This is a genomic window from Fulvimonas sp. R45 (assembly GCF_030504985.1).
Lineage (GTDB): Bacteria > Pseudomonadota > Gammaproteobacteria > Xanthomonadales > Rhodanobacteraceae > Rhodanobacter_A.
Map to the genome: position 1 here is coordinate 48729 of NZ_JASERU010000010.1, position 23938 is coordinate 72666.

General features: G+C 72.9%; 20 protein-coding genes. 10 read left to right on the plus strand and 10 right to left on the minus strand.

The window, feature by feature from the left end; translation table 11 throughout:
• Positions 1-36 precede the first annotated feature (36 nt).
• The 8 genes from QMK61_RS10745 to QMK61_RS10780 all read right to left on the minus strand — a co-directional run bounded on the left by QMK61_RS10745 (position 37) and on the right by QMK61_RS10780 (position 8162).
• Complete coding sequence (locus QMK61_RS10745; RefSeq protein ID WP_302072200.1) at positions 37-2337, minus strand: protease pro-enzyme activation domain-containing protein; 2301 nt, start codon at positions 2335-2337, stop codon at positions 37-39.
• Between the two features lie 299 nt (positions 2338-2636).
• The gene (locus QMK61_RS10750) at positions 2637-3404 is read right to left on the minus strand and encodes a glycosyltransferase family 2 protein (protein WP_302072201.1); all 768 of its coding nucleotides are present in this window, start codon (positions 3402-3404) and stop codon (positions 2637-2639) included.
• Positions 3394-4671 (minus strand): O-antigen ligase family protein, encoded by a 1278-nt coding sequence (locus QMK61_RS10755; protein WP_302072202.1) that lies wholly within the window; start codon positions 4669-4671, stop codon positions 3394-3396. Before QMK61_RS10755 ends, QMK61_RS10750 begins: the two co-directional genes overlap by 11 nt.
• A gap of 54 nt (positions 4672-4725) precedes the next feature.
• The gene (locus tag QMK61_RS10760; RefSeq protein ID WP_302072203.1) at positions 4726-5850 is read right to left on the minus strand and encodes a glycosyltransferase; all 1125 of its coding nucleotides are present in this window, start codon (positions 5848-5850) and stop codon (positions 4726-4728) included.
• Between the two features lie 87 nt (positions 5851-5937).
• The gene (locus QMK61_RS10765) at positions 5938-6144 is read right to left on the minus strand and encodes a zinc-finger domain-containing protein (protein WP_302072204.1); all 207 of its coding nucleotides are present in this window, start codon (positions 6142-6144) and stop codon (positions 5938-5940) included.
• Positions 6145-6250: 106 nt separating this feature from the next.
• Positions 6251-6835 (minus strand): YceI family protein, encoded by a 585-nt coding sequence (locus QMK61_RS10770; protein WP_302072205.1) that lies wholly within the window; start codon positions 6833-6835, stop codon positions 6251-6253.
• A 15-nt stretch (positions 6836-6850) separates the two neighbouring features.
• A complete protein-coding gene (locus QMK61_RS10775; protein WP_302072206.1) occupies positions 6851-7561 on the minus strand; it encodes an MgtC/SapB family protein in 711 nt (236 codons plus the stop codon).
• Between the two features lie 7 nt (positions 7562-7568).
• Complete coding sequence (locus QMK61_RS10780; protein WP_302072207.1) at positions 7569-8162, minus strand: malonic semialdehyde reductase; 594 nt, start codon at positions 8160-8162, stop codon at positions 7569-7571.
• A gap of 135 nt (positions 8163-8297) precedes the next feature.
• On the opposite strand from QMK61_RS10780, the gene QMK61_RS10785 reads away from it, so the two are divergent.
• Complete coding sequence (locus QMK61_RS10785) at positions 8298-9281, plus strand: mitochondrial fission ELM1 family protein (protein WP_302072208.1); 984 nt, start codon at positions 8298-8300, stop codon at positions 9279-9281.
• A complete protein-coding gene (locus QMK61_RS10790) occupies positions 9278-9688 on the plus strand; it encodes a GNAT family N-acetyltransferase (protein ID WP_302072209.1) in 411 nt (136 codons plus the stop codon). Before QMK61_RS10785 ends, QMK61_RS10790 begins: the two co-directional genes overlap by 4 nt.
• A gap of 61 nt (positions 9689-9749) precedes the next feature.
• On the opposite strand, the gene glnE is transcribed toward QMK61_RS10790, so the two are convergent.
• Entirely contained in the window at positions 9750-12590 is a 2841-nt protein-coding gene (gene glnE / locus QMK61_RS10795; protein WP_302072210.1) for a bifunctional [glutamate--ammonia ligase]-adenylyl-L-tyrosine phosphorylase/[glutamate--ammonia-ligase] adenylyltransferase, read from the minus strand.
• 342 nt (positions 12591-12932) lie between these two features.
• On the opposite strand from glnE, the gene QMK61_RS10800 reads away from it, so the two are divergent.
• The 5 genes from QMK61_RS10800 to QMK61_RS10820 are packed head-to-tail and all read left to right on the plus strand — an operon-like array spanning position 12933 to position 18263.
• Positions 12933-14405, plus strand: a complete 1473-nt coding sequence (locus tag QMK61_RS10800) for an FAD/NAD(P)-binding protein (RefSeq protein WP_302072211.1) — start codon at positions 12933-12935, stop codon at positions 14403-14405.
• 46 nt (positions 14406-14451) lie between these two features.
• Positions 14452-15450: a sulfate ABC transporter substrate-binding protein gene (locus tag QMK61_RS10805; RefSeq protein ID WP_302072212.1), complete on the plus strand. Its 999-nt coding sequence runs from the start codon at positions 14452-14454 to the stop codon at positions 15448-15450.
• Between the two features lies 1 nt (position 15451).
• Positions 15452-16285 (plus strand): sulfate ABC transporter permease subunit CysT, encoded by an 834-nt coding sequence (gene cysT, locus QMK61_RS10810; protein ID WP_302072213.1) that lies wholly within the window; start codon positions 15452-15454, stop codon positions 16283-16285.
• On the plus strand, positions 16282-17145 hold the full coding sequence (gene cysW, locus QMK61_RS10815) for a sulfate ABC transporter permease subunit CysW (RefSeq protein WP_302072214.1): 864 nt from the start codon (positions 16282-16284) through the stop codon (positions 17143-17145). The genes cysT and cysW overlap by 4 nt, the downstream gene beginning before the upstream one ends.
• Before the next feature lie 11 nt (positions 17146-17156).
• On the plus strand, positions 17157-18263 hold the full coding sequence (locus tag QMK61_RS10820) for a TOBE-like domain-containing protein (RefSeq protein WP_302072215.1): 1107 nt from the start codon (positions 17157-17159) through the stop codon (positions 18261-18263).
• Between the two features lie 44 nt (positions 18264-18307).
• Here QMK61_RS10820 and QMK61_RS10825 read toward each other — a convergent pair whose 3' ends face one another.
• Positions 18308-19489 carry a porin gene (locus QMK61_RS10825; RefSeq protein ID WP_302072216.1) on the minus strand — a complete coding sequence of 394 codons (1182 nt, stop codon included), beginning with the start codon at positions 19487-19489 and terminating at the stop codon, positions 18308-18310.
• Between the two features lie 220 nt (positions 19490-19709).
• On the opposite strand from QMK61_RS10825, the gene QMK61_RS10830 reads away from it, so the two are divergent.
• The 3 genes from QMK61_RS10830 to QMK61_RS10840 are packed head-to-tail and all read left to right on the plus strand — an operon-like array spanning position 19710 to position 23936.
• Positions 19710-21512, plus strand: a complete 1803-nt coding sequence (locus QMK61_RS10830) for an assimilatory sulfite reductase (NADPH) flavoprotein subunit (protein WP_302072271.1) — start codon at positions 19710-19712, stop codon at positions 21510-21512.
• 7 nt (positions 21513-21519) lie between these two features.
• A complete protein-coding gene (gene cysI, locus QMK61_RS10835) occupies positions 21520-23217 on the plus strand; it encodes an assimilatory sulfite reductase (NADPH) hemoprotein subunit (protein WP_302072217.1) in 1698 nt (565 codons plus the stop codon).
• Positions 23214-23936, plus strand: coding sequence for a phosphoadenylyl-sulfate reductase (locus QMK61_RS10840; protein WP_302072218.1), 723 nt, complete (start codon positions 23214-23216; stop codon positions 23934-23936). The genes cysI and QMK61_RS10840 overlap by 4 nt, the downstream gene beginning before the upstream one ends.
• Positions 23937-23938: the final 2 nt, after the last annotated feature.

Below are 23938 nucleotides of genomic sequence, written 5' to 3' on the forward strand. Positions count from 1 at the left end.
GCGGCCTGGGCCGCCGGGAGCGTGGTCTTCAAGCGCTCACGGCACGCCGACGAACGCCGACCAGGCGTCGAACAGGTTCTTCGCGTCCACCGAGCCCAGGCCGGCCGCGAAGCTCCAGCCCGGCCGGGCCGCATAGGCCTCGGTCTTGGCGTTGTACCTGGCGGCATTGGTCGAGGTCAGCCCTACCTGCAGCGGTCCATACAGCGAACCGGGCAGCGAGCCGTAGTAGTAGCAGTCCGGCGTCGCGATGTCCGGCAGCTGCTGCACGCACTGGGTGGCGATGCTGCCGCGCGTGATGTCGTGGAACACGCACTTGCCGGTGCCCCTGGTGCCGTTGTCCGAGCTGCAGGCGGCGAGGCTGGCCGGCGCCGCGCCGCTGGCGCCGCCGTACTCGGCCATCGCCAGCGCGTACAGCGTCGGCGCGGCATTGCCCTGGTTCGGCGCCAGTCCCTTCTTGGCCAGGCCCTGGTCGATCAGCGCCTGGATGCCGGCGAACATCGGCGACGACAGCGAGGTGCCGCCGCTGAGCGCGATGGAGCCGGGGAAGCCGGGCTGGCACGGGTAGTCGGCCGTGCACACGATCACCCAGGTGGCCCCGCCGTAGGAGCCGCCGAACAGGGCCACGTCGGGCACGTCGCGCGACTGGTCCCTGGCCGCGCCATGCACGAGGCGCTGCCAGGCCGGCTTGCGGTCGACCGACGACGGCCCGCCGCTGCCGCCCTCCGAGGTCAGGTAGTAGCCGTTCGGATCCAGCTTGAGGTATTCCTTGCAGAACGCCAGTGCGCTGGGGAAGCCCAGCGAGGTGGCCGCCACCTCGTTGCCGCAGGACTCGTTCCACGGGATCTCCGGCACGTACGACAGCGCCGAGCCGTACTCGGTGTTCAAGTCGGCGCTGAAGTATTTTTTGGTGGTGCCGTCGAGCACGTCGGCGGTGTCGGTGCCGCCGACCACCGTGTCGTTGGGCGAGGTGCCGAACGAGTTGGCGTCGACGCCGACGCTGTTGATGAGGCCGCCGTTGAAGCTCGGGTTGGAACCCGAGTCGCCGCTGGAGACGAACACCGAGATGCCCTCGGCGTCGGCCTGCGCCCACATCAGGTCGATGGCGGCCTTGCTGGCCGCGTCGGTGAAGCCCTCGCCGTAGCCGTAGCTGGCGCTGATCACGTTGGGCCGCTTGGCGCCGTTGATCAGGTTGGTGGCGGCGGTGAACACGCCGCCGAAGAAGTTGGCGGAGTTCGAGTCGTCGCAGCTGGCCACCCAGATCGTGGCGCCGGGCGCGACGGCGGTCGACCATTCCGCGTCCAGCAGCGTCTCGCCGTCGTCCTCGCCGGGGTAGGCCACGGTGGGGTCCACGCAATTGGTGAAGCCCGGCGCCTGCGGCTGGAACTGCCTGAACGTGCCGCCATAGCTGCCCAGGTTGAACTGCTTGACGAAATTGGTCCAGTCGCCGGGCACCATCGAGCCGTCCTCGACCACGGCGATGGTGATGCCCTTGCCGGTGAGACCGCGGTCGCGCAGCTTGTCGACGCCGTACATCTTCGCCATGTCGTACGGCACCAGGCCGCGCGCGCCGTTGGTGAAACCGATCGCCAGCGGCTGCGCCGCGGCCGCCACCTTGCCCGCCGGCGACTGGATCCTGAAGCGATGCGTCGCGCTGTCGAACGTGCCCACCTTCATCGGCACGTGCTGCGGCTGCGGGCGGAAGTCGTTGAGCCCGGCCACGCCAACGATGACGTTCTGGAGCGCCGTCGGCACGCTGACGTCGGTGGCGTTGGCCAGGTGCGTCGCACCGTCGAGCACAAAGCGGTCGAGCTGCGTGTGGAAGGCCCGCTCCACCTGCGCCGCGTCACCGCTGAAGTCGATCTGCATGCGGTTGGGGTAGACGCCGTTGACGACGAGGCCGTTGGAGCGCAGCCAGGCCGTGACGGCGGCGATGTCGGCGTCGCTCACGCCGAACGCCCTGCCGAACTGGTCGGGCGTCACCCAGCGGTGGAAGCGGGACGAATGCGGGTCGTGCTGGGCGGCGATGAGCGAATCCAGCGCCTTCTGCCGCAATGCGCTCCGCCGCAGCATCAGGTGCATGTGGTTCATCGGCGCGTTGCCGGACACGCCGGCCACGGGTCGCAGTGTGTCGAGCGCGGCGAGGTGGCTCGCCTGCAACGGCGCCACCACCTGGTTGTTCACCGCCTGGGTGACGCGCGGCGCCTCGGCGGTGTCGATGCCGGCCAGGGCCGCGTTCTGGGCCGCGTTCTGGGCCGGCGACTGGGCGGCCGCCATGAAAGGGATGCCCGCAAGCGCGAGGGCGGTTGCCACGCCCCGGCACAGGTGCTCGGTTCTCATGCAATCTCTCCTTGGAATGGTCCATTGAAAGCAAGCGAGTCCCCTGTGGTGCTTCATCCCGCTGATCGGAATGCCGGTGTGCGAACCTCCTCTGGCTGATGGAAAGGGCGCGGAGCGGCCGGGGCATGCCGGCTCGTCCGGGGGAAATCGCGGTGCGGGGCGGGCGGTCGCGGGAACCGCCCCGGGTCGGCTGGAGCGTAGCCAGCACCCGCCCCCGAAACAGTGACGCAATCAACGTAACCGGCGAATTCGTCCGACAATTGCACCCGCCGCAGCCAGCGGCGGGATGGGACGGCGCGTCAGCCGCGCCGGCGGATCGCGCGCACGTGCGCCTCGTGCAGCTTGGCGTACTTCAGGAACACGTAGAACGCGCCGCACGCGCTGGCCACGAAGCCGGCCCAGCCGTTGAGGAAGTAGCGCTTCACCAGATACTGGCGCAGGAAGAACAGCGGCGGATAGGCCACCATGCGCAACCGCGCGAAGCGCTGCCGCTTGCGCAGCTTGTGCGCCACCATGCCGGTGGTATAGCGGTTGATCTTCTCCACCCGCGTGGCGATGTCGGTGTCGCCGTCGTTGACGAAATCGGCGCGCCACAGCGTCTTCACCGGGCCGTCCGCCGTCACCGCGGCATGCACCTCGACGTCGTTCATGCGCGCGCGGCGGCGGTCGAACAGGCGCAGGTGGCCGTTGCGGTGGCTCAGGCGGTGCTGCACGGTCCAGAACATGCGCTCGCGCCGCGGCAGGCGGAAGCCGGCGTGGGCGGGATGCTCCAGCGCGCGCTCGATCACCGCGCGGGTGCCGGGCGAGAGGATCTCGTCGGCGTCCAGGTTGAGGATCCAGTCGTGCGCGGCCATGTCGATGGCGCGCTGCTTCTGCGGGCCGTAGTCGTCGAACGGGTGCGTGGCCACGCGCGCGCCGTGGCGGCGCGCGATCGCCACGGTGTCGTCGCTGGAGCCGGAGTCCAGCACCACGATCTCGTCGGCCCAGTCCACTTCGCGCAGGCAGGCGTCGAGGGTGTCGGCGTTGTTGTAGGTGATCAGCACCACCGACAGCGGCTCACGCATCATCGCGGCGCTCCCGGGGCGATGCTTCCTGGGAAGGTCCGGCATGGATGGCGGCGGCGAACAAACCCAGCAGCCAGGCGAACAGCAGACCCCACCAGGCCGAATAGAAGGCCAGATGGCTGTTCAGCGGGAACAGCATCGCGCCCAGCGCCACCGTGGCCGGAAAGGCCCGCGCCCGCGCCATGGTGCCCGCGCGGCGCCAGGCGCGCCACGCCCATGCCAGCGCGGCCAGCCACAGCGCCAGGCCCGCCGCGCCGGTGTCGGCCAGCACTTCCAGCACCAGCTGGTGCGGATGGCAGGCGCCCTGTCCCGGGCCGCAGGGCTCGGCCACCACGAAGTGGTCGTCCACCGGCGCGTAATGCGGGTAGGCGTAGCGGAAATCGCGCACGCCCACGCCGTTGAACGGGTGCGCCACGATCATCCGCCCGCTGGCGCGCCAGATGTCCAGCCGGCCGGTGAGCGCGGTGTTCAGCCCCTGCCCGCCCTGGAACGCCGCCAGCGTGCGCTGCATGCGGGCGTCGAAGCGGGACGACGACGCCCAGGCCAGCGCACCCGCCAGGACGCACAGCGCCACGCCGCCGGCGCACAGCGCCAGGAAGCGCCGCGCCGAGCCGGCCTCGCGCCAGGCGAACGCCAGCGCCACCAGCGCGAAGCACAGCCAGGCCGAGCGCGACCCGGCCAGCAGCACCGGCCCCAGCAGCAGCACGAACGCCGTCAGCAGCCCGCGCCAGCCCCAGCGCGCCCGCGCCGTCCACAACGCGAATGGCGACAGCACCGCCAGCGCGGGACCGAACTTCAGGTCGTCGCCGAACAGCCCGGTAAGGTAGTCGCCGGTGGCGGCGCCGCGCGGGCTCCAGCCGGTGAGCATCTGCAGCCAGGCGGCCAGCGCCCACAGCGCCAGCAGCGCAGCCACGGCGGCGTACAGGGCGCGCAGCCGGCGCTCGTCGCGGATCGCCAGGCAGGCGTACAGGCCCAGCGGCAGGTAGCGCAGCAGCGCGGCCACGGTGGACCAGCTCTTCGCCGGCGCCACCGCGTCGAGCGCCGACAGCAGGGCCGCGCCGATGTAGCCGCCCAGCAGGACCAGCAGCAGCGGCGCCCCGGGCGCGTCGCGCCAGGCTTGTGGCCGGCGCACGGTCACCGCCAGCAGGGCGAGCGCGCAGGCCAGGGTGCCCAGCTCGGCGCTGCGCCCGAACGGCAGCAACGCCGCCACCAGCCAGAACGGCAGCAGCGGCGAGCGCAGGGTGGCCCGGGTCGCGGCGATGGCAGGCATGCGGGGTCCGGCGGGAAGGTGCCGGCATTGTAGCGGCCGCGGCCGCCGCGCCGGTCAGCCGGCCAGTTCCTCGTACAGCGCCAGCACCGCCTGCTGCAGGTCGGACAGGCGGTAGTTCTGCAGCGGCAGGATCGGCGGCGCCACGCGCAGCAGCTCGGCGGCGCGCTCGACCAGTTTCTCACGGTCGCCCGGCGGCGTCCGCCCGGCCGGGTACAGCTCGGCCAGCAGCTCGCCCACGCCGCCGTGCGCGTAGCCCAGCACCGGGCGGCACAGCGACAGCGCCTCGACCACGGTGCGGCCGAAGGCCTCGGGCTTGTTGGACAGCTGCAGCACCAGCGCCGAGACCGCATAGATGTCGCGCACGTCGGCGCGCGGCGGCGTGAACGCCACCTGCGCGGACACCTCGCAGGCGCGCGCCAGCCCGCGCAGTTCGTCCACGTAGGCCTCGCGGCCCGGCTCGACCACGCCGAGCAGCAGCAGGCGGGTGTCGATGCCGCGGTGCTTCAGCGCCGCCACCAGCTCGATCGCGTCGTGGTGGCCTTTCAGCCGGGTGCCGCGCGCCGGCAGGGTCAGCAGCGGCGCGCCGGCCAGCATCGGGTATTCGGCGAAGAAGGCCTTGCGCCAGGCGTCGTCGGGACGGTGGCCGTAGGGGAAGTCGTCCGGGTCGATGCCGCGCGGGATCACCCGCACCCGCGCCGGGTCCAGCCACGGGTAGTGGCTGAGCGCGTAGTCGCGCACGGTCTGCGAGACCACGATCACCCGCTCGCCGCGCAGCAGGATGCTGCTGTAGCGGCCCGGCGAGTTCAGCCCGTGCACGGTGGTCACGAAATGCGGCCGCGGCGACAGCCCCTTCAGCGCCCACCAGCCCAGCCAGGCAGGCAGGCGCGAACGGGCATGCACGATGTCCGGGCGCAGATCGCGCAGCACCCGCCGCAGCTCGCCCACCCGACCCAGGGTGCGCAGGGACTTGCGGCCGATGTCCAGCTCGACGTGCTCGCTGCCCTCGGCCTGGAGCTGGGGCACCAGCCGGCCGCCGGCGGAGACCACCACCGAGCGGTGCCCGGCCTGCACCAGGGCGCGCGCCACCTCCAGCGCCGAGCGTTCCGCGCCCCCGGCATTCAGGGCGGGAATCAGCTGGACGACGGTAAGCGTTCGCGCGGGCGTGGGGACGGCGGACATGGACCCCTGATTGGACATCCTCATCCCTGAATGCAAGCAGTAATCGTGCCGCCGGAACGTCAGCCTGGCGCAAGCCGGGCCGGGGGATCAGTCGCGCAGGATGTAGCGGGCACCGCAGTAGGGGCAGACGCTCTCGCCGCCGTCCTCGACGATGGGCAGGTACACCTTGGGATGGGCGTTCCACAGCGCCATGCCGGGCAGCGGGCAGGACAGCGGCAGGTCCGCCCGCGTCACTTCGTAACGATTTTCGGCACTCGCCTGGATCGGCGCGGCCGCGGATTGGGGGCTCGACATGGGTCGGGGCTCCGGACGGGACATCGGGGACGCCCATGGTAGCAGGCGACGGGCCCGGCCGGACCCGGCCCGCGCCGCCCCGGACCGGCCGGGGCGGCGAGCGGCGTCACTTCGCCTTCGGCACCGCGGCCTCGGTGGTGATGCGCAGCTGGATCTCGTCGCCGACCATCGGCACGTAGGCGCCCACGCCGAAGTCGGAGCGCTTCAGCGTGCCGGTGGCGTCGAAGCCGATCGACTGCGCCTTGGTCATCGGGTGCGGGCCGACCTTGTTGAGATGGGCGTCCAGGGTCACCGGCCGGGTCACGCCGTGCACGGTGAGATCGCCGGTGACCTTGAAGTTGTCGCCGCCCAGCGGCTGCACGCGGGTGCTCTTGAAGGTGATCACCGGGTACTTGTCGGCGTTGAAGAAATCGGCCTCCTTCAGGTGCTTGTCCAGCGCCGGCACGTGGGTGTCGAGCAGGCTCAGCGGCATGCTCACCTCGACCGAGGACTGCGCCGGGTGCTCGGCGTCGTATACCAGCGTGCCGTCGGCGATGCCGATGTCGGCGGTGGGATGCGAGTAGCCGAAGTGGCTCCAGCTGAACAGCACCATGGTGTGGCCGGGGTCCAGCTTGTAGGTGGTCGGCGCGGCCTGGGCCGACACGGCGGCGCCGAGCAGTCCGGCCAGCAGAACGTAGCGAAGGGTGCGCATGGGTTGGTTCTCCAGTCAGTCGGGGGAACGCACCGTGGCCGGTGCGGGGTCGAACGAAACGGCCTGCAGACCTTGCAGCCGACGCAGTTCGTCGGCCAGTGCCAGCAGTTGGTCGTCGCGGGCGGCACGCTCGAACAGCAGGTCGAGCTGGTCCTCGCCGTCCTCGCGCGGATGCAGCACCATGCGGTGCAGCGGCAGCCGCCGCGCCGCCACCGCCTGCCGCACCGCGGCCAGCGAGGCGTCGGCGGCCAGCCGCAGGCGCAGCCGCGGCAGCTCGCGCGGGCGACGCGCGAACAGGCGGCGCTCCAGCGGCTTGAGCACCGCCAGGATCAGCCAGATCAGCACGGTGGCCAGCGCCGCCGCGGCGTACAGCCCGCTGCCGGCGGCCAGGCCGATCGAGGCGGTGGCCCACAGGCCGGCCGCGGTGGTCAGCCCGCGCACCACCTGCTCGCGCTGCAGGAACAGGATGGTGCCGGCGCCGAGGAAGCCGATGCCGCTGACCACCTGTGCCGCGATGCGCGAGGGGTCGAGCACCACGTGCGGCTGCGCCAGCGCGTCGGCGAAACCGAACGCCGACACGATGATCGCCAGCGCCGCGCCCACGCTCACCAGCATGTGCGTGCGCAGGCCCGCGGCCCACTCGCGGCGCTCGCGGTTGACGCCGATCACCGCGCCCAGCGCGGCGGCCAGCGCCAGGCGCAGCAGGATGTCGCCGGCTCCGATCATGGGTGGCTCACTCGATGCGGCAGGCCTCGTCGAAGCTCAGCCGCGGGCTGCGCGGGAACAGGTCGCGGCCGGCGTCGCCGTAGCCGATGTTGATGAGGAAATTCGAGCGCACCTGGGTGCCGGCGAAGAACGCCGCGTCCACGCCGGCGTTGTCGAAGCCGGACATCGGGCCGCAGTCCAGTCCCAGCGCGCGCGCGGCCAGGATCAGGTACGCGCCCTGCAGCGAGGCGTTGCGGAACGCGGTGGTCTCGATCAGCGGCTGGTTGCCCTCGAACCAGCTCTTCGCGTCGGCGTGCGGGAACAGCTGCGGCAGCTTCTCGTGGAAGGCGTGGTCCATGCCCACGATGGCGGTGACCGGCGCGGCCAGGGTCTTGGCGCGATTGCCTTCGGACATGAGCGGCGACAGTTTCTCCTTTGCCGCCTTCGACTTCACGAACACCACCCGCATCGGCGAGGCGTTCGCGCTGGTGGGGCCGAACTTGGCCAGTTCGTACAGCTGGTGCAGCTGCGCGTCGGTGACCTCCTTCGGCAGCCAGGCGTTGTACGTGCGCGCCTCGCGGAAGAGTTGGTCGAGGGCGGTCTCGGAAAGCGTCTCGCGCATGGGTATCCTTCGTGCAAGCGGCGCGCCGGGCGGCGCTGTGGCCCCGCAGTGTAAAGGCATCCCCATGCAGGATAGACCCCGCCGGAGGGAACGTAGCGTGCAGACTGGGGAAACAATCCCGCCGCGGGCGCCCCGGTGAGCGGCCTGCGCCACGAATGCTGGGCGATCACCGACGCCGCCGCGGGCAACCAGCGCCAGGCGCTGGCGCTGGCCGCCCGGATGGGCCTACCGGTGCGCCACCTGGTGCTGGAGCCGCGCGCGCCGTGGGCATGGCTGTCGCCGCGCCTGGCCCTGGGCGGCACGCTGGCGCTGCCGCCGGCGCAGCGCGCCGCCTTCGCGCCGCCGTGGCCGCGACTGGCGATCGGCTGCGGGCGCGGCGCCGCGCTGTTCACCCGGCTGCTGCGACCGCTGTCCGGCGGGCGCTGCCACACCGTGCAGATCCTCGATCCGCGCATCGACCCCGCGCACTGGGACACGGTGGTCGCCCCGCGCCACGACGGCCTCGCCGGCCCCAACGTGCTGACCCCGCTGGGTTCGCTCAACCCGGTCGACGAGGACTGGCTGGCCGACGGCCGCGACGCCTGCCCGCAGTTCGCCGAGCTGCCCCGGCCGCGGGTGGGCGTGCTGCTGGGCGGGCCGCGCCGCGGCGTCGCCATCGATGCCGGCTACGCCCGCCGGCTCGCCGCGTGCCTGCGCGGACGCTGGCAGGACGAAGGCGGCAGCCTGCTGGTACTGGCCTCGCGGCGCACCCCGGCGGAGGCCATGGAGGCGATGCGCGACGGCCTCGACGACCTGCCCGGCCTGCGCTGGTCCGGCCCCGACGACGGCCGCAACCCCTACCCCGGCGTGCTCGGCTGGGCCGACCGGCTGGTGGTCACGCCCGATTCGGTGAACATGCTCAGCGAGGCCTGTGCAGTGGGCTGCCCGGTCGAGACCTTCGCCACCGGCCCGCTGCCCGGCAAGCTCGCGCGCTTCCACGCCGCGCTGCGCGAAGCCGGATTGCTGCACGACCTCGGCGCAGGCGGTCCCGCGCGCCAGCCCCCCTTGCGCGAGACGCCGGCGATAGCCGCCACCGTGCGCGACAGGCTCGAACCGCTCCAGCGCGGCAGCAGCCCATGACCGACATGCCCGCCCAGGCCACGGTCCGCGACCTCCGCCACGGCGACATCGCCGCCGCCCACGCCCTGCTCGCCCGCCACGGCTGGGCGGAACGGATCGGCGACCTCGAACGCTTCACCCTGCTGCTGGAGCGCTCGCAGCGGGTCGCCGTGGCGGTCGTGGACGATACGCTGGTCGGCTTCGCCCGCGGGCTCACCGACGGCCTTTCCAACGGCTACCTCTCAATGGTGCTGGTGGCGCCCGGGCAGCGCGGGCGCGGCATCGGGCGGGCGCTCGTGCGGCACGTGACCGGGGACGACCCGTCGATCACCTGGGTGCTGCGCGCCGGCCGCGAGGGCGCCGCGGCCTTCTTCGAGCGGCTGGGCTTCAGCCCTTCCGGCCTCGCCATGGAACGGCTGCGCCGCTGACCGCAGGTTGCCGGTCACGGCGCCGCGTCGAGGCATATCGAAGCGGCATGCCAGCGAGCGGTCAATCGAACGCGAAACCCAGCGCCCGGGTCGTTGCCGCCACGCCTTCGCACAGCTCCGCCAGCGTCGCATCGCGCGGCGCGATGCGCGAACGCAGGTCGAGCGTGCAGGCGAGCGCGCGGCGCAGCAGTTCGGCGTGGGCGTGCGACAGCGCGTGGGCCTGCGCCGCATCCAGCAAGCCGGCGTCGCGGCAGGCGGCGATCAGCGCGGCGTTGGCGGTGACGCCGAGCAGTTGCGGCTGCGCCGCCGCATGCGCCAGCACCAGCCCCTGCAGGGCGAACTCGATGTCCAGCAACGCGCCGCGGCCCTGCTTCAGGTCGACGCGGGCCGCGTCGGAGCGATCGCGCTCGGCGCGCCAGCGGCGGCGCATCTGGCTGACCTCGTCCAGCACGGCGACCGGCGCGCGCGGCGCGGCCAGCACCTCGCGCCGCACCCCGGCCAGCGCCGCACCCAGCGCGGCGTCGCCGGCCACCGGGCGGGCGCGCAGCAGGGCCTGGTGTTCCCAGGTCCAGGCGCGGCTGTGCTGGTAGGCGACGAAGGCGTCGAGGCTGCCGACCAGCAGGCCCTTGGAACCGTCCGGGCGCAGCCGCGTGTCCACTTCGTACAGGCGGCCGCCGCGGGTGGACACGGTGAGCCAGTTCATCACCCGCTGGGCGAGGCGCTGGTACCAGCGCGAGCCCTCGATCGGGCGCGGGCCGTCGCTCATCAGCGCCGCGCGCTTGCCGTCGTAGACGAACACCAGGTCGAGGTCGGAGGCGAAGCCGAGTTCCTCGCCGCCCAGGCTGCCGTAGCCCAGCACCGCGAAGCCGGAGCCTTCGCCGGGCAGGCGCCCGTGCTGCGCCGCCAGCTCGCGCTCGGCCAGCGCAGTGACCGCCACCACCACCGATTCGGCCAGCATCGCCAGCCGGCGCGCGGTGGCCACCGCGTCGGCGCGGCCGTCGTTGAAGGCCAGGCCGAGGCGGAACGCGACCGAGGCCTTGAACTCGTTGAGCCGCTCCAGCTCGGCCTCGGCCTCGCGCTCGTCCAGCGTGGCCAGCACGCGGGCGATCTCGGCGCCGATGTCGGTGCGCTTCAGCGGCAATTGATCGATGCGCGGGTCGAGCACGTCGTCCAGCAGCAGCGGCTGCGCGATCACCCGCTCGGCGAGGAAGGCGCTGTCGGCGAACAGCCGCGCCAGCCGCTTGCGCGCGGCCGGCTGTTCCTCCAGCAGGGCCAGGTAGGACGAACGCCGCGCCACCGCCTGGGTCAGCCGGCACAGCGCCAGCAGGCACGGCGACGGCGCGGCGGTGGCGCGCGCGGCGGCGATCAGCTGCGGCATCAGGTGGTCCAGCCGCTCGCGCGAGCGCGCCGACATCGCCCGCACCGAGGCGGCCTGCGGCAGTTTCAGCAGCGCCTCGGCGGCCTCGGCGCCGGGCGCGAAGCCGCTGGCTTCCAGCGTGGCGGCGCCCAGTTCGCCGTCGCAGGCGCCGTGCCACAGCGCGGCATCCTCCGCCGGCACCTGCGCGGTGCGCCCGCCCTGCGGCACCAGCACGTCGGCGAACTCGCCGGCGACGATCTCGCGGTGGCGCGCCAGTTCCCGTGCCAGCGGCTCCCAGGCCGGGTAGTCCATGCCGCGCGCCAGGCGCTCGCGACTCAGCGCGTCATCGGGGATGTCGTGGGTCTGCGCGTCGCGCAGCATCTGCACGCGGTTTTCCAGCTTGCGCAGGAACACGTAGGCCTCGCGCAGCGCCCTGGCGCGCGCGGCCGGGATGTGGCCGCGCGCCTCGCAGGCGGTCAGCGCGGGCAGCAGGCCGCGCACGCGCAGCGAGGGCTCGCGGCCGCCGCGGATCAGCTGGGTCAGCTGCACGATGAACTCGATCTCGCGGATGCCGCCGGGGCCGAGCTTGAGGTTGTCGGCCAGGTCCTTGCGCGCCACCTCGGCGTCGATCAGCGCCTTCATCTCGCGCAGGCCGGCGAAGGCGGTGTAGTCGAGGTACTTGCGGTAGACGAACGGGCGCAGCAGTTCCTGCAGCTGCTTGCCGGCGGCGCGGTCGCCGGCCACGGTGCGCGCCTTGATCCAGGCGTAGCGTTCCCAGTCGCGGCCCTCGCGCTGGTAGTACTGCTCCATCGCGCTGAACGGCAGCGCGAGGCGGCCGGCGTTGCCGAACGGGCGCAGGCGCAGGTCGACCCGGGCGCAGATGCCGTCCAGCGTGGGCTCGCCCAGCAGGCGCACCAGTTGCCGGCCCAGCCGCACGAAATACTCGCCGTTGTCGAGCGTGCGCGCGCCGTCGCTCTCGCCGCCGTGCGGATAGGCCAGCACCAGGTCGATGTCGGAGGAGAAGTTCAGCTCGGCGCCGCCGAGCTTGCCGAAGCCCACCACCACCAGCCGTTGCGGCGCGCCCTCGCGGCTGCGCGCCTGACCGTAGCGCTGCGCCAGCGCGCGCTCGGACCAGCCCAGCGCCGCACCCAGCAGCGCCTCGTACAGCACGCTGGTGGCCGACAGGGTGTCCGGCAGCTCGTCCAGGCCGTTGACGTCGCGGAACACCAGCCGCAGCGCTTCGGCATGGCGGAAGCGGCGCAGCGCGGCCATCGCCACCGCCTCGTCATCCGCAAGCTTCAGCGCTTCGGCGCGCGGCCCGGCGTCGGCGTTGGAACGCAGCCGCTCCAGCCCCTGCGGCGACAGCAGCGCGGGCTGGTTGCGCCACACCTCGAAGGCGAAGTCGCTGGCCAGAAGGGTGCGGCGGATGCGCTCGGCCACGCCGGCGTCGTCGTGCAGCGGCACGCCGGCGGCGCGGCAGCGCGCGGCCAGCTCGGCGTAGCGGTCGTCGATCAGCGCGCGCAGCGGGGCGGATTCGGCAGTCATCCGGCCATTGTGCCGGAGCGTACCGGTGCTTTCACCGTGGCCGCGACGGCGAGTGCGGTTAGTCTTTTTTCCTCTGTGTGTCAGAGCGCCGGCCTATGACTGCCGCGCAAGCGGCGCGCCATCGCCTTGCCGATCAAATACTAGCGTCTCCCTGCAAGGTGGAGGTGCAGGCCGGCGGTCACATGCCTGCGTGAAAAGGTGATGGGCCGCTAGCGATTCCTTAACCGCCAGCGTGATTCCTTCGAGCCAGGCATACGCCGACATATGAGGCAGGGGATCCATGCGCGACGCACCGCATGCGTGCAGACCATCGCCAGCCTCCGCCGCGGCATGGAGTGATGCATGACCGAGATCGCGATCATCGGCGGCGGCGCGGCAGGCGCGGCGGTATTCGGCGCCCTGCTCCGCCACGGCGGCAGCACGGGCGTCCACTGGATCGCCGGCCCGGCGGCGAACGGCCGCGGCGTGGCCTACGCCACCGCCGACGAACGGCACCTGCTCAACGTGCGCGCCAGCGGCATGGGGCTGTACCCCGACCAGGACGAGGAATTCGCGCAGTTCGCCGCGGACCGGCGTGCGGGCGCGGGGGGCGCGGACTTCCTGTCGCGCCGGCTGTTCGGCGACTTCATCGAGGCCCAGGTGCAGCGGCGCAGCGAGGCCGCACGGCGGCAGGGCCGCCGCTTCGCCGTGCATCGCCAGGAAGCGGTGCACCTCGAACGGCAGGCTGGCGGCTACCGCGTGCACCTCGCCGACGGGACGGCCGTCGATGCGGACGTCGCGGTGCTGGCGCTCGGCGCGCTGGCGCAACGGCCGTTGCGCGCGGTAAGCGGCGACGCGCTGGCCAGCGGCGCCTACGAACTCGACCCGTGGCGCCTGCCGCAGCGCACGCACGCACCGCGCCGGCTGCTGGTGATCGGCACCGGCCTCACCGCCGCCGACACGTTGCTGTCGGCGGCGTACCGCTGGCCGCACGCGGAACTGGTCGCCGTCTCGCGGCACGGCCTGCTGCCGCTCGCGCATTCGCCGCTGCCGCTCGCGCCCTACCCCTGGCAGCAGGACCTCAACGATTCCCTGCTCGCCTGCACGGGCGTCGCGCCGATGCTGCGGCTGGTGCGCACGGCGCTGCGCACCGCGCCGCAGACCGACTGGCGCAGCGTGATCGACGGCATGCGCCCGGTCAACGCGCGGCTGTGGCAGGGCCTGACCCTGGCCCGGCGCAAGCAGTTCCTGCGCCACCTGCGCTGGCTGTGGGAGGCGGCGCGCCACCGTACCGCGCCGCAGACGGCGCAGACCCTGCAGCAACTGCTCGAGGAAGGCCGCCTGCAGGTGCATGCGGCGCGCGTGCTCGCCGTGGACGGACACGGGCCGCTCGAAGTCGGCATCCGCGATCGCGCCAGCCAGGCCCGGTCGACGCTGCGGGCCGACCTGGTGGTGCAGGCCACCGGGCTGGATACCGCGGCCGCCTACACTGGGCACGTGCTGCTCTCGCAGCTGCTGCGCGACGGCCTCGCCGTGGCCGATCCGCTGCAGCTCGGCGTGGCGGCACAACCGGACGGCCGGCTGCTCGACGCCCACGGCGACGCGCAGCCTGGCCTGTACGCCATCGGTTCGCTGCTGCGGGGCAACCTGTGGGAATGCACGGCGATGCCGGAGATCCGCGCCGCCGCACACGCACTGGCCCAGGCGCTGGCGCAAGCCGGCCGGTCCGCGGGCGACGCGACGGACGGCGGCACCGCGCCGCCGCGGCGCGACGGCACGGTCATCCCCTTCCCGCGCCATAACGACATGGCATTTGGCGAATTCGCGGAAACCTGATCGACGGCTAGGCTGGACGTTCCCCTGCACCCCGGCGGAGGTAGTCATGAAGAAGGCCCTGTTCCTGCTGGCGCTGGCCGGCATGCTCGCCACGGGCGTGGCGGCCGCCGGGGACGTCACCCTGCTCAACGTTTCCTACGACCCGACCCGCGAGCTGTACCAGGACCTCAACCGCGCCTTCGCCGCGCAATGGAAGGCCGCGCACGGCGACGACGTCACCGTGCAGATGTCGCACGGCGGCTCCGGCAAGCAGGCCGGCGCGGTGGTCAACGGCCTGCCGGCCGACGTGGTCACGCTGGCGCTGGCCTACGACATCGACGCCATCGCCGACCACGGCCTGCTGGCCAGGGACTGGCAGCAGCGCCTGCCGGACAACGCCTCGCCCTACACCTCGACCATCGTGTTCCTGGTGCGCAAGGGCAACCCGAAGCACATCAGGGACTGGCCGGACCTCATCAAGCCCGGCGTGCAGGTGATCACGCCCAATCCCAAGACCTCCGGCGGCGCGCGCTGGAACTTCCTCGCCGCCTGGGGCTACGCGCTGCGGCAGCCCGGCGGCGACGAGGCCAGGGCGCGCGCCTTCGTGCACGCGCTGTTCCAGCACGTGCCGGTGCTCGACACCGGCGCGCGCGGCGCCACCAACACCTTCGTGCAGCGCGGCGTGGGCGACGTGCTGATCGCGTGGGAGAACGAGGCGCTGCTGGCGCGGAAGGAATTCGGCAAGGATGCGTTCGAGATCGTGGCGCCGTCGGTCAGCATCCTGGCCGAGCCGCCGGTGGCGGTGGTCGACGCCAACGTGGCGAAGGACGGCCATCGCGCGCTGGCCGAGGCCTACCTGAAGTTCCTCTACACGCCGCAGGCGCAGGCCATCGAGGCAAAGAACTTCTACCGCCCGCGCCTGCCGGCGGTGGCGCGGAAGTACGCCGGTCAGTTCCCGCCGGTGAAGACCTTCACCATCGCCGAGGCGTTCGGCAGCTGGCGCCAGGCGCAGGCGACGTTCTTCGCCGACGGCGGCGTGTTCGACCAGATCGGCCCCGGCAGCTGACATGGCCGCGCGGCGACGGGTGCTGCCGGGCTTCGGCCTCGGCCTGGGGTACACGCTGGCGTACCTCGGGCTGATCGTGCTGCTGCCGCTGTCGGCGCTGGCGTGGAAGGCCTCCGGCATCGGCGTCGCCGGGCTGCTGCACCTGCTCGCCGCGCCGCGGACGCAGGCGGCGCTCAGGCTCAGCTTCGGCGGCGCGCTGCTCGCCGCGCTGGCGAACGCGGCGGCCGGCCTGCTGGTGGCGTGGGTGCTGGTGCGCTACCGCTTTCCCGGCCGCCGCCTGCTCGACGCGCTGGTGGACCTGCCGTTCGCGCTGCCCACCGCGGTGGCCGGCATCGCGCTGACCGCGCTGTACGCGCCGAACGGCTGGCTGGGGCAGGCGCTGATGGAGCACCTCGGCGTCAAGGTCGCCTATTCGCGGCTCGGCGTGGTGGTGGCGATGGTGTTCGTGGGCTTCCCGTTCGTGGTGCGCACGGTGCAGCCGGTGCTGGCCACGCTCGACCGCGAGATGGAAGAGGCCGCCGAGAGCCTGGGCGCGCGGCGCTGGCAGACCTTCGCGCGGGTGATCCTGCCGATGCTGGCGCCGGCGCTGCTTACCGGCTTCGCGCTGGCGCTGGCGCGCGCGGTGGGCGAGTACGGCTCGGTGATCTTCATCGCCGGCAACATCCCGATGCGCTCGGAGATCGCGCCGCTGCTGATCGTGCAGAAGCTGGAGGCGTTCGACTACGCGGGCGCCGCCGCGCTGGGCGTGGTGATGCTGGGCTTCTCCTTCGCCTTGCTGGCCGCGCTGTCGCTGCTGCAGCGCTGGAGCCGGCGCTGGGCGGAGCAGCCGGCATGACGGCGGCGGCGACCGCGCGCGCGCCAGCGTGGCCGCGGCGACTGGCTCACCTTGCGCTGGTCCTCGCGGCGCTAGCCTTCCTGGCGCTGTTCCTGCTGCTGCCGCTGGCCGCGGTATTCGCCGAGGCGTTGCGCAAGGGCGTGCACGCGTACCTGGCGGCGATCGACCAGCCGGGCGCGTTCGCCGCGATCCGCCTCACCCTGCTGGTCGCCGCGATCGCGGTGCCGCTGAACCTGGTGTTCGGCGTGGCCGCGGCGTGGGCGGTGGCGCGCTTCGAGTTCCGCGGCAAGGCGCTGCTCGGCGCGCTGATCGACCTGCCGTTCTCGGTCTCGCCGGTGATCGCCGGCCTGGTCTACGTGCTGCTGTTCGGCGCGCAGGGCTGGTTCGGGCCATGGCTCGCCGCCCACGGCGTCAGGATCGTCTTCGCGGTGCCGGGGCTGGTGCTGGCCACGATGTTCGTCACCCTGCCGTTCGTGGCGCGCGAGCTGATCCCGCTGATGCAGGCGCAGGGCGCCGAGGAGGAGGAGGCCGCGCGCGTGCTGGGCGCGAACGGCTGGCAGATGTTCTTCCGCGTCACCCTGCCGAAGATCCGCTGGGCGCTGCTGTACGGCGTGCTGCTCTGCAACGCCCGCGCGATGGGCGAGTTCGGCGCGGTGTCGGTGGTGTCCGGGCACATCCGCGGCCTCACCACCACCCTGCCGCTGGAAATCGAGATGCGCTACAACGAATACGACTACGTCGGCGCCTTCGCGGTCGCCTCGCTGCTGGCGCTGCTGGCGCTGGTCACGCTGGCCGCCAAGACCGCGCTGGAATGGCGCTACGGCGACGAACTGGCGGCGCATGCGCCGGGCGGCCATTGAGGCGACCACGCATGACGCTCGAACTCTCCCGCCTCAGCCGCCGCTTCGCCGACTTCGCCGCGCTGGACGACGTCAGCCTGGACATCGCGCCGGGCGAATTCCTCGCCCTGCTCGGCCCTTCCGGCTCGGGCAAGACCACGCTGCTGCGCATCCTCGCCGGCCTCGACCACCCCGACGCCGGCAGCGTGCGGCTGGACGGCCGCGACTTCCTGGCCACGCCCGCGCGCTCGCGCAAGGTGGGCCTGGTGTTCCAGCACTACGCGCTGTTCCGCCACCTCACCGTGGCGGAGAACGTCGCCTTCGGCCTGCGCGTGCGGCCGTGGCGCGCGCGGCCGAAGCGCGCCGAGATCGCCGCGCGGGTGGAGGCGCTGCTGCAGCGCGTGCAGCTGGAAGGCCTGGGCAGGCGCTATCCCGCGCAGCTCTCCGGCGGCCAGCGCCAGCGCGTGGCGCTGGCCCGCGCGCTGGCGGTGGAGCCGGGCCTGCTGCTGCTCGACGAGCCCTTTGGCGCGCTCGACGCGCAGGTGCGCGTGGCCCTGCGCCGCTGGCTGCGCGAGCTGCACGAGGACCTCGGCCTGACCACGGTGTTCGTCACCCACGACCAGGAGGAGGCGCTGGAGCTGGCCGACCGCGTCGCGGTGATGAACCGCGGCCGCATCGAGCAGATCGGCGCACCCGGGACGGTCTACCAGGACCCTGCCACGCCGTTCGTCTGCGAGTTCATCGGCAAGGTCAACCGCATCCCGCTGGCGCGCGAGGACGGCATGCTGGGCGCGGCCGGCTGGACGCCCGGCCGCGATCCCTGGCGCGGCGGGCAGGCGCGGGCCACGGCCTACGTGCGTCCCGAGCACCTGGCGCTCGGCGTCGCCGGCGACCGGCCGGGATGGCAGGCGCAGGTGCGCCACGTGTACCTCGCCGGCAGCGTGGCGCACCTGGAACTGGACGTGCAGGCGCTGGCGCAGACGCTCGAGGCCGACGTCGCCAGCGAAGACCTGGCGCGCCTGGGCCTGCGCCCCGGCCTGGGCCTGCGCGTGGCGCCGCGCCGCGCGGTGGTCTTCCCCGCCGGCAGCGGCGGCGACCGCTGGGTATGGCAGGCCGACGAAGCCGTCGTCGCGGTCTAGCGGAAAGACGGCCGCGACGCCTCCCGGCATCGCGGCCGCATCGATCAGAAGGCGACCACGGCGCGCAACTCGATGATGTGCGGGTTCAGCACCCGCCCGCGCCGGTCGCTGAAGGCGCGGATGTAGTTGGCCTGGAGGCGCAGGTGCCGGCCGAGGTACCCGTTGACGCCCAGCGTCCAGTCGTGCCCGCGGCCGCCGGCCACCGGGGCGTCGTCGAGGTCCAGCTCGCTGTAGCGCACGGCCAGCTCCACCGCGCCCCACGGCCGCGAAGGCACGATGTTGCCGACGTTGCCGCCCTGGTAGGGCCGCGATTCGCCGGTGGGCACCCAGCTGACGGACACGTACCAGCCGCGGCCGTCGAAGTCCGGGCGGTCGCCGCGCCGGAACACGGTCCGCGCGTGCAGGTATTCGCCTTGCACCGACCAGGGTCCCTCGATCCACAATCCTTCCAGGCCGGTGCGATCGAGGCGTTCGACGCCGGCCAGCGTGCCGGTGTCGAGCAGCACCGGCGCCAGCCCGGCCTCGGGCGTGGAGCGCAGGCGCGCGGCGGGCGGGCTTGCCACGCCCCGCCCGTCGACGCTGGCCTGCGGCCGCTCGCGCGACGCGGCGAGGCCCAGGTGCAACACCTTGCCCTCCCGGTGGACCGGCACCCAGGCCACGCGCGCCGCCAGCGTGCGGCCGTCGTTGTCGCCCTGCAGGTCGCCGCCGTAGTAGCCGAGACTGACCAGCCACGACGGCCGCTGCAACGACCAGTCCACGCCGATGCGGCGGTTCTCGTACACCGCCTGCGAGGGCAGCGCCAGCTCGATGAAGGTGGTGGCGTTGGAGCCGGTGTTGCCCTCGAAGCCCACCGGCGTCTTGCCCTGGCCGATGCGGAGCGCGCCCGCGTCGCCGCCGAACAGCGCCTCCGACTGCAGCCGCAGGTAGGCGTCCTGCCACTTCCTCGACTGGAAGTCGAACTCGGCCTTGGCGTCGTACACGCCCTTCTTCTTCACGTAGAGGCCGAGGTACTTGCGACGGTTGGTCCGCGCGTCCGCGAGACGGCCGCCGTCGTTCGAGAAGCGGTCGAGGTCGTACTGCCAGAGCGCGCTCGCGCCGAAGTCGGTGCCGTCGTCGAGCCGCGCGTGGGTGGGCCAGTCGCCGGACAGCGACGGATCGGATGGACCGGCCGCCGCCGCAGAAGCCAGGCCGAGCAGGAACACCGGAAGCGCACGTACGGATCGCATACGCCCTCCTGGCGCCGCGCGCGGCGGCGCCCGTCGATGGATGAAGCGAAGACGAAGCGCGCGGGGACACGGCTTCGAGCCCATCGTGTCGGAGATATTCCCGGCGAAAGAAAGGATGGAACGGCATGCGGTTATGCAGGCCCCTCATTTCCCGGCCCTGCGGTGCGGGCCTACGATGGAATCCATCCTTGGACGTCTATACGTCCACAGCCTGGACGCCATGAACGCCGCCACGCCATCCCTGCTCCCCGAGGACAAGCAGCAACTCGCCGCCCGCCTGGTCGAGGGCCTGGAGGCGCCGGCGCTGCAGTGGCTCTCGGGTTACCTCGCCGGCCTGGCCGCGCAGCGCCCCGCCGGCCGCGCCACGGGCGGCGAGCACGCGCCGCTGAAATCCGCCGACGTCCAGCAGCGCCTCACCGTGCTGTACGGCAGCCAGACCGGCAACGCCAGGCGCGTCGCCGAGGACCTGGGCAAGCGCGCCGAGGCCGCCGGGCTGGCGGTGCGCGTGCTGCGCGCCGACGGCTACGCCACGCGCGAGCTGAAGAACGAACGCCTGCTGTACGTGGTCATCAGCACCCAGGGCGATGGCGAGCCGCCGGACGACGCCCGCGCGCTGGTGGAATTCCTCGCCGGCGCCCGCGCGCCGAAGCTGGACCAGCTGCGCTACGCCGTGCTGGGGCTGGGCGATTCCAGCTACCCGCAGTTCTGCGTGACCGGCCGCCAGCTCGACGAGCGCCTCGCCGCGCTGGGCGCGCAGCGCCTGTTCGCCCGCGGCGAGGCCGACGTGGACGTGGAGACCGTGGCCACGCCGTGGCTGGACCAGGCACTGCGCCTGGCCCGCGAACAGCTGAAGGCGCAGCCGCCGCTGGCCACGGTGACGCCGCTGCGCCCCACGCGCGCCGCCGCCGCATGGACCCGCGAGCAGCCGTTCGCCGCGCCGGTGCTGCTCAACCAGCGCATCACCAGCCGCGGCAGCGACCGCGACGTGCGCCACATCGAGCTGTCGCTGGAAGGTTCCGGCCTGCACTATGCGCCCGGCGACGCGCTGGGCGTGTGGCCGGTGCAGTCGCCGGCGCTGGTCGAGGCGGTGCTGGCGACGCTGAAGCTGGACGGTGACGCGCCGGTGCGCCACGCCGGTGAGGAACTGCCGCTGCGCCGCTGGCTGGCCGAACGGCGCGAGCTGACCCGGTTCGCCCGCCCCTTCCTGGCCGCGCACGCCGAGCGCGCCGGCAGCGCGGAGCTGCAGGCCCTGCTGCAGCCCGCGGCGCGCGACGCGCTGGGCCGGCTGTTCGACGAGCTGCAACTGGTCGACCTGCTGCGCCGCCACCCCGCCGCGTGGGACGCCGGCGCCCTGGTCGCCGCGCTGCGCCCGCTGGCGCCGCGGCTGTACTCCATCGCCTCCAGCCAGAGCGTGGTGGGCGAGGAAGTGCACCTCACCGTGGCGCACGTCGACTACGAGCACGCCGGCGAGCGCCGCTGGGGCGCCGCCAGCCGCTATCTCGCCGGACGCGCGGAAGGCGAGGCGGTGCCGGTATTCGTGGAGGCCAACGAACGCTTCCGCCTGCCCGCCGACGGCGGCCGCGACATCGTGATGATCGGCCCCGGCACCGGCGTGGCGCCGTTCCGCGCCTTCGTGCAGGAACGCGCCGAGAGCGGCGCGGCCGGGCGCAACTGGCTGCTGTTCGGCAACCCGCATTTCCACAGCGACTTCCTGTACCAGGTGGAGTGGCAGCAGGCGCTGAAGCGCGGCCAGCTGCACCGCCTCGACCTCGCCTTCTCGCGCGACCAGGAACACAAGGTCTACGTGCAGCAGCGCCTGCGCGAACAGGGCCGCGAGCTGTACGCGTGGCTGGACGGCGGCGCCCACCTCTACGTGTGCGGCGACGCCGGGCGCATGGCGAAGGACGTGCACCGCGCCCTGGTGGAGATCGTCGCCGAGCACGGCGGCCGTTCCGCCGCGGATGCCGAGGACTGGCTCGGCCAGCTGATCCAGCAGGGCCGCTACGCCCGCGACGTGTATTGAGGACGAGATGAGCGACGGCGCCGTTTCCCACCTGGAAGAAATCAAGGCGAACAGCCGCCTGCTGCGCGGCACGATCGCCGCCGGCCTGGCCGACCCCGTCACCGGCGCGATCGACGAGGACGACAACAAGCTGCTGAAGTTCCACGGCAGCTACCAGCAGGACGACCGCGACCTGCGCGAGGAGCGCCGCCGGCAGAAACTGGAGCCGGCCTACCAGTTCATGGTGCGCGCCCGCCTCGCCGGCGGCGTGCTGAGCCCCGCGCAATGGCTGGCGTTCGACCGCATCGCACGCGAATGGGCCAGCGGCACGCTGCGCATCACCACGCGGCAGACCTTCCAGCTGCACGGCATCCTCAAGCGCGACCTGAAGCGCGCGATCGCCGCGATGAACGCCGCCCTGGTCAGCACCGTCGCCGCCTGCGGCGACGTCAACCGCAACGTGGTGGCCAGCACCAACCCGCGGCTGTCGGCCGCGCACCGGCAGGCGTACGACTGGGCGGCGACGCTGTCCGAACACCTGAAGCCGAAGACCCGCGCCTACCACGAGATCTGGCTGGACGAACGGCTCGTCGCCGGAGGCGAACCCGAGCAGGAGCCGCTGTACGGTCCCACCTACCTGCCGCGCAAGTTCAAGATCGGCGTGGCGGTGCCGCCGCTCAACGACATCGACGTGTTCGCGCAGGACCTGGGCCTGATCGCCATCGTCGAGGACGGCGAGCTGCGCGGCTTCAACGTCGCCGTGGGCGGCGGCATGGGCGCCACCCACGGCGATCCCAGCACCTACCCGCGGCTGGCCAGCGTGATCGGCTTCGTGCCGCCGGAACAACTGCTGCGCACCGCCGAGGCGGTGATCGAGGCCCAGCGCGACCTCGGCGACCGCCGCGAGCGCCAGCACGCGCGCCTGAAGTACACCATCGACCGCATCGGCCTGCCCGCGTTCAAGGCCGAGCTGGAACGCCGCCTCGGCTTCGCGCTGCAGCCCTCGCGCCCGTACCGCTTCGAGCACAACGGCGACCGCTACGGCTGGACCGAGGGCACCGACGGGCGCTGGCACCTCACCCTGCACGTCGAATCCGGCCGCCTCGCCGACACGCCCGGGCGTCCCCTGCTGAGCGGCCTGCGTGCCATCGCGGAAGTCCACCAGGGCGAGTTCCGCATGACCTGCAACCAGAACGTGATCGTCGCCGACGTGCCCGCCGGCCAGCGCGCGCGCATCGACGCGCTGGTCGCGCAACACGCCCTGGACGGCTACCTGAAGCAGAGCGGCATCCGCCGCCACGCCATCGCCTGCGTGGCATTGCCCACCTGCGGCCTGGCGATGGCCGAGAGCGAACGCTACCTGCCCGCGTTGCTGCCGAAGCTGGAAGCGCTGCTCGACCGCCACGGCCTGCTCGATGAGCCGATCCTGCTGCGCCTGTCCGGCTGCCCCAACGGCTGCTCGCGGCCGTACCTCGGCGAGATCGCCCTGGTGGGCCGGGCCGTGGGCCGCTACGACCTGCGCCTGGGCGCCGACTTCGCCGGCCGCCGGCTCAACCGCGCGCTGCGCGAGAACATCGACGAAGCGGAGATCCTGCGCGAGCTGGACGCGCTGTTCGCCCGCTACGCCGCCGAACGCGCGCCCGACGAGCGCTTCGGCGACTTCCTGGTGCGCAGCGGCGCACTGCCCGCGCCGCGCCACGCGATCGAGGTGGAGACCCTCGCATGAGCCTCGCTGTCCCGGCGCAGTCGCCCGACGACGGGCGCGCGCATGCCGAACTCAACGACCGGCTGTTCGCGCTGGGCGCCGAGGAACGTGTGCGCTGGGCGCTGGAACACCTGCCCGGCGCGCACGTGCTGTCCTCCAGCTTCGGGGCGCAGGCGGCGGTGTCGCTGCACCTGCTCACGCAGCAGCAACCGGACATCCCGGTGATCGTGGTCGACACCGGCTACCTGTTCCCGGAGACCTACCGCTTCATCGACCAGCTCACCGAGCGGCTGAAGCTGAACCTGCACGTGGTGCGCCCCGCGCTGTCGCCGGGCTGGCTGCAGGCGCGCCACGGCGAGCTGTGGGCGCAGGGCCGCGACGGGCTCGACCGCTACAACCGGCTGGCCAAGGTGGAACCGATGCGGCAGGCGCTGGAACGGCTCGGCGCCGGCACCTGGTTCGCCGGGCTGCGCCGGCAGCAGTCGCGCAGCCGCGCCGACGCGCCGGTGCTGGAGCACCGCCACGGCCGCTGGAAGGTGCACCCCATCGTGGACTGGACCGACCGCGACGTCGGCCATTACCTCGCCCGCCACGGATTGCCCTACCACCCGCTGTGGGACCAGGGCTACGTGTCGATCGGCGACACCCATACCACGCGCCGCTGGGAGCCGGGCATGCACGAGGAGGACACGCGCTTCTTCGGCCTGAAGCGCGAGTGCGGCATCCACCTGGACGTCTGAAC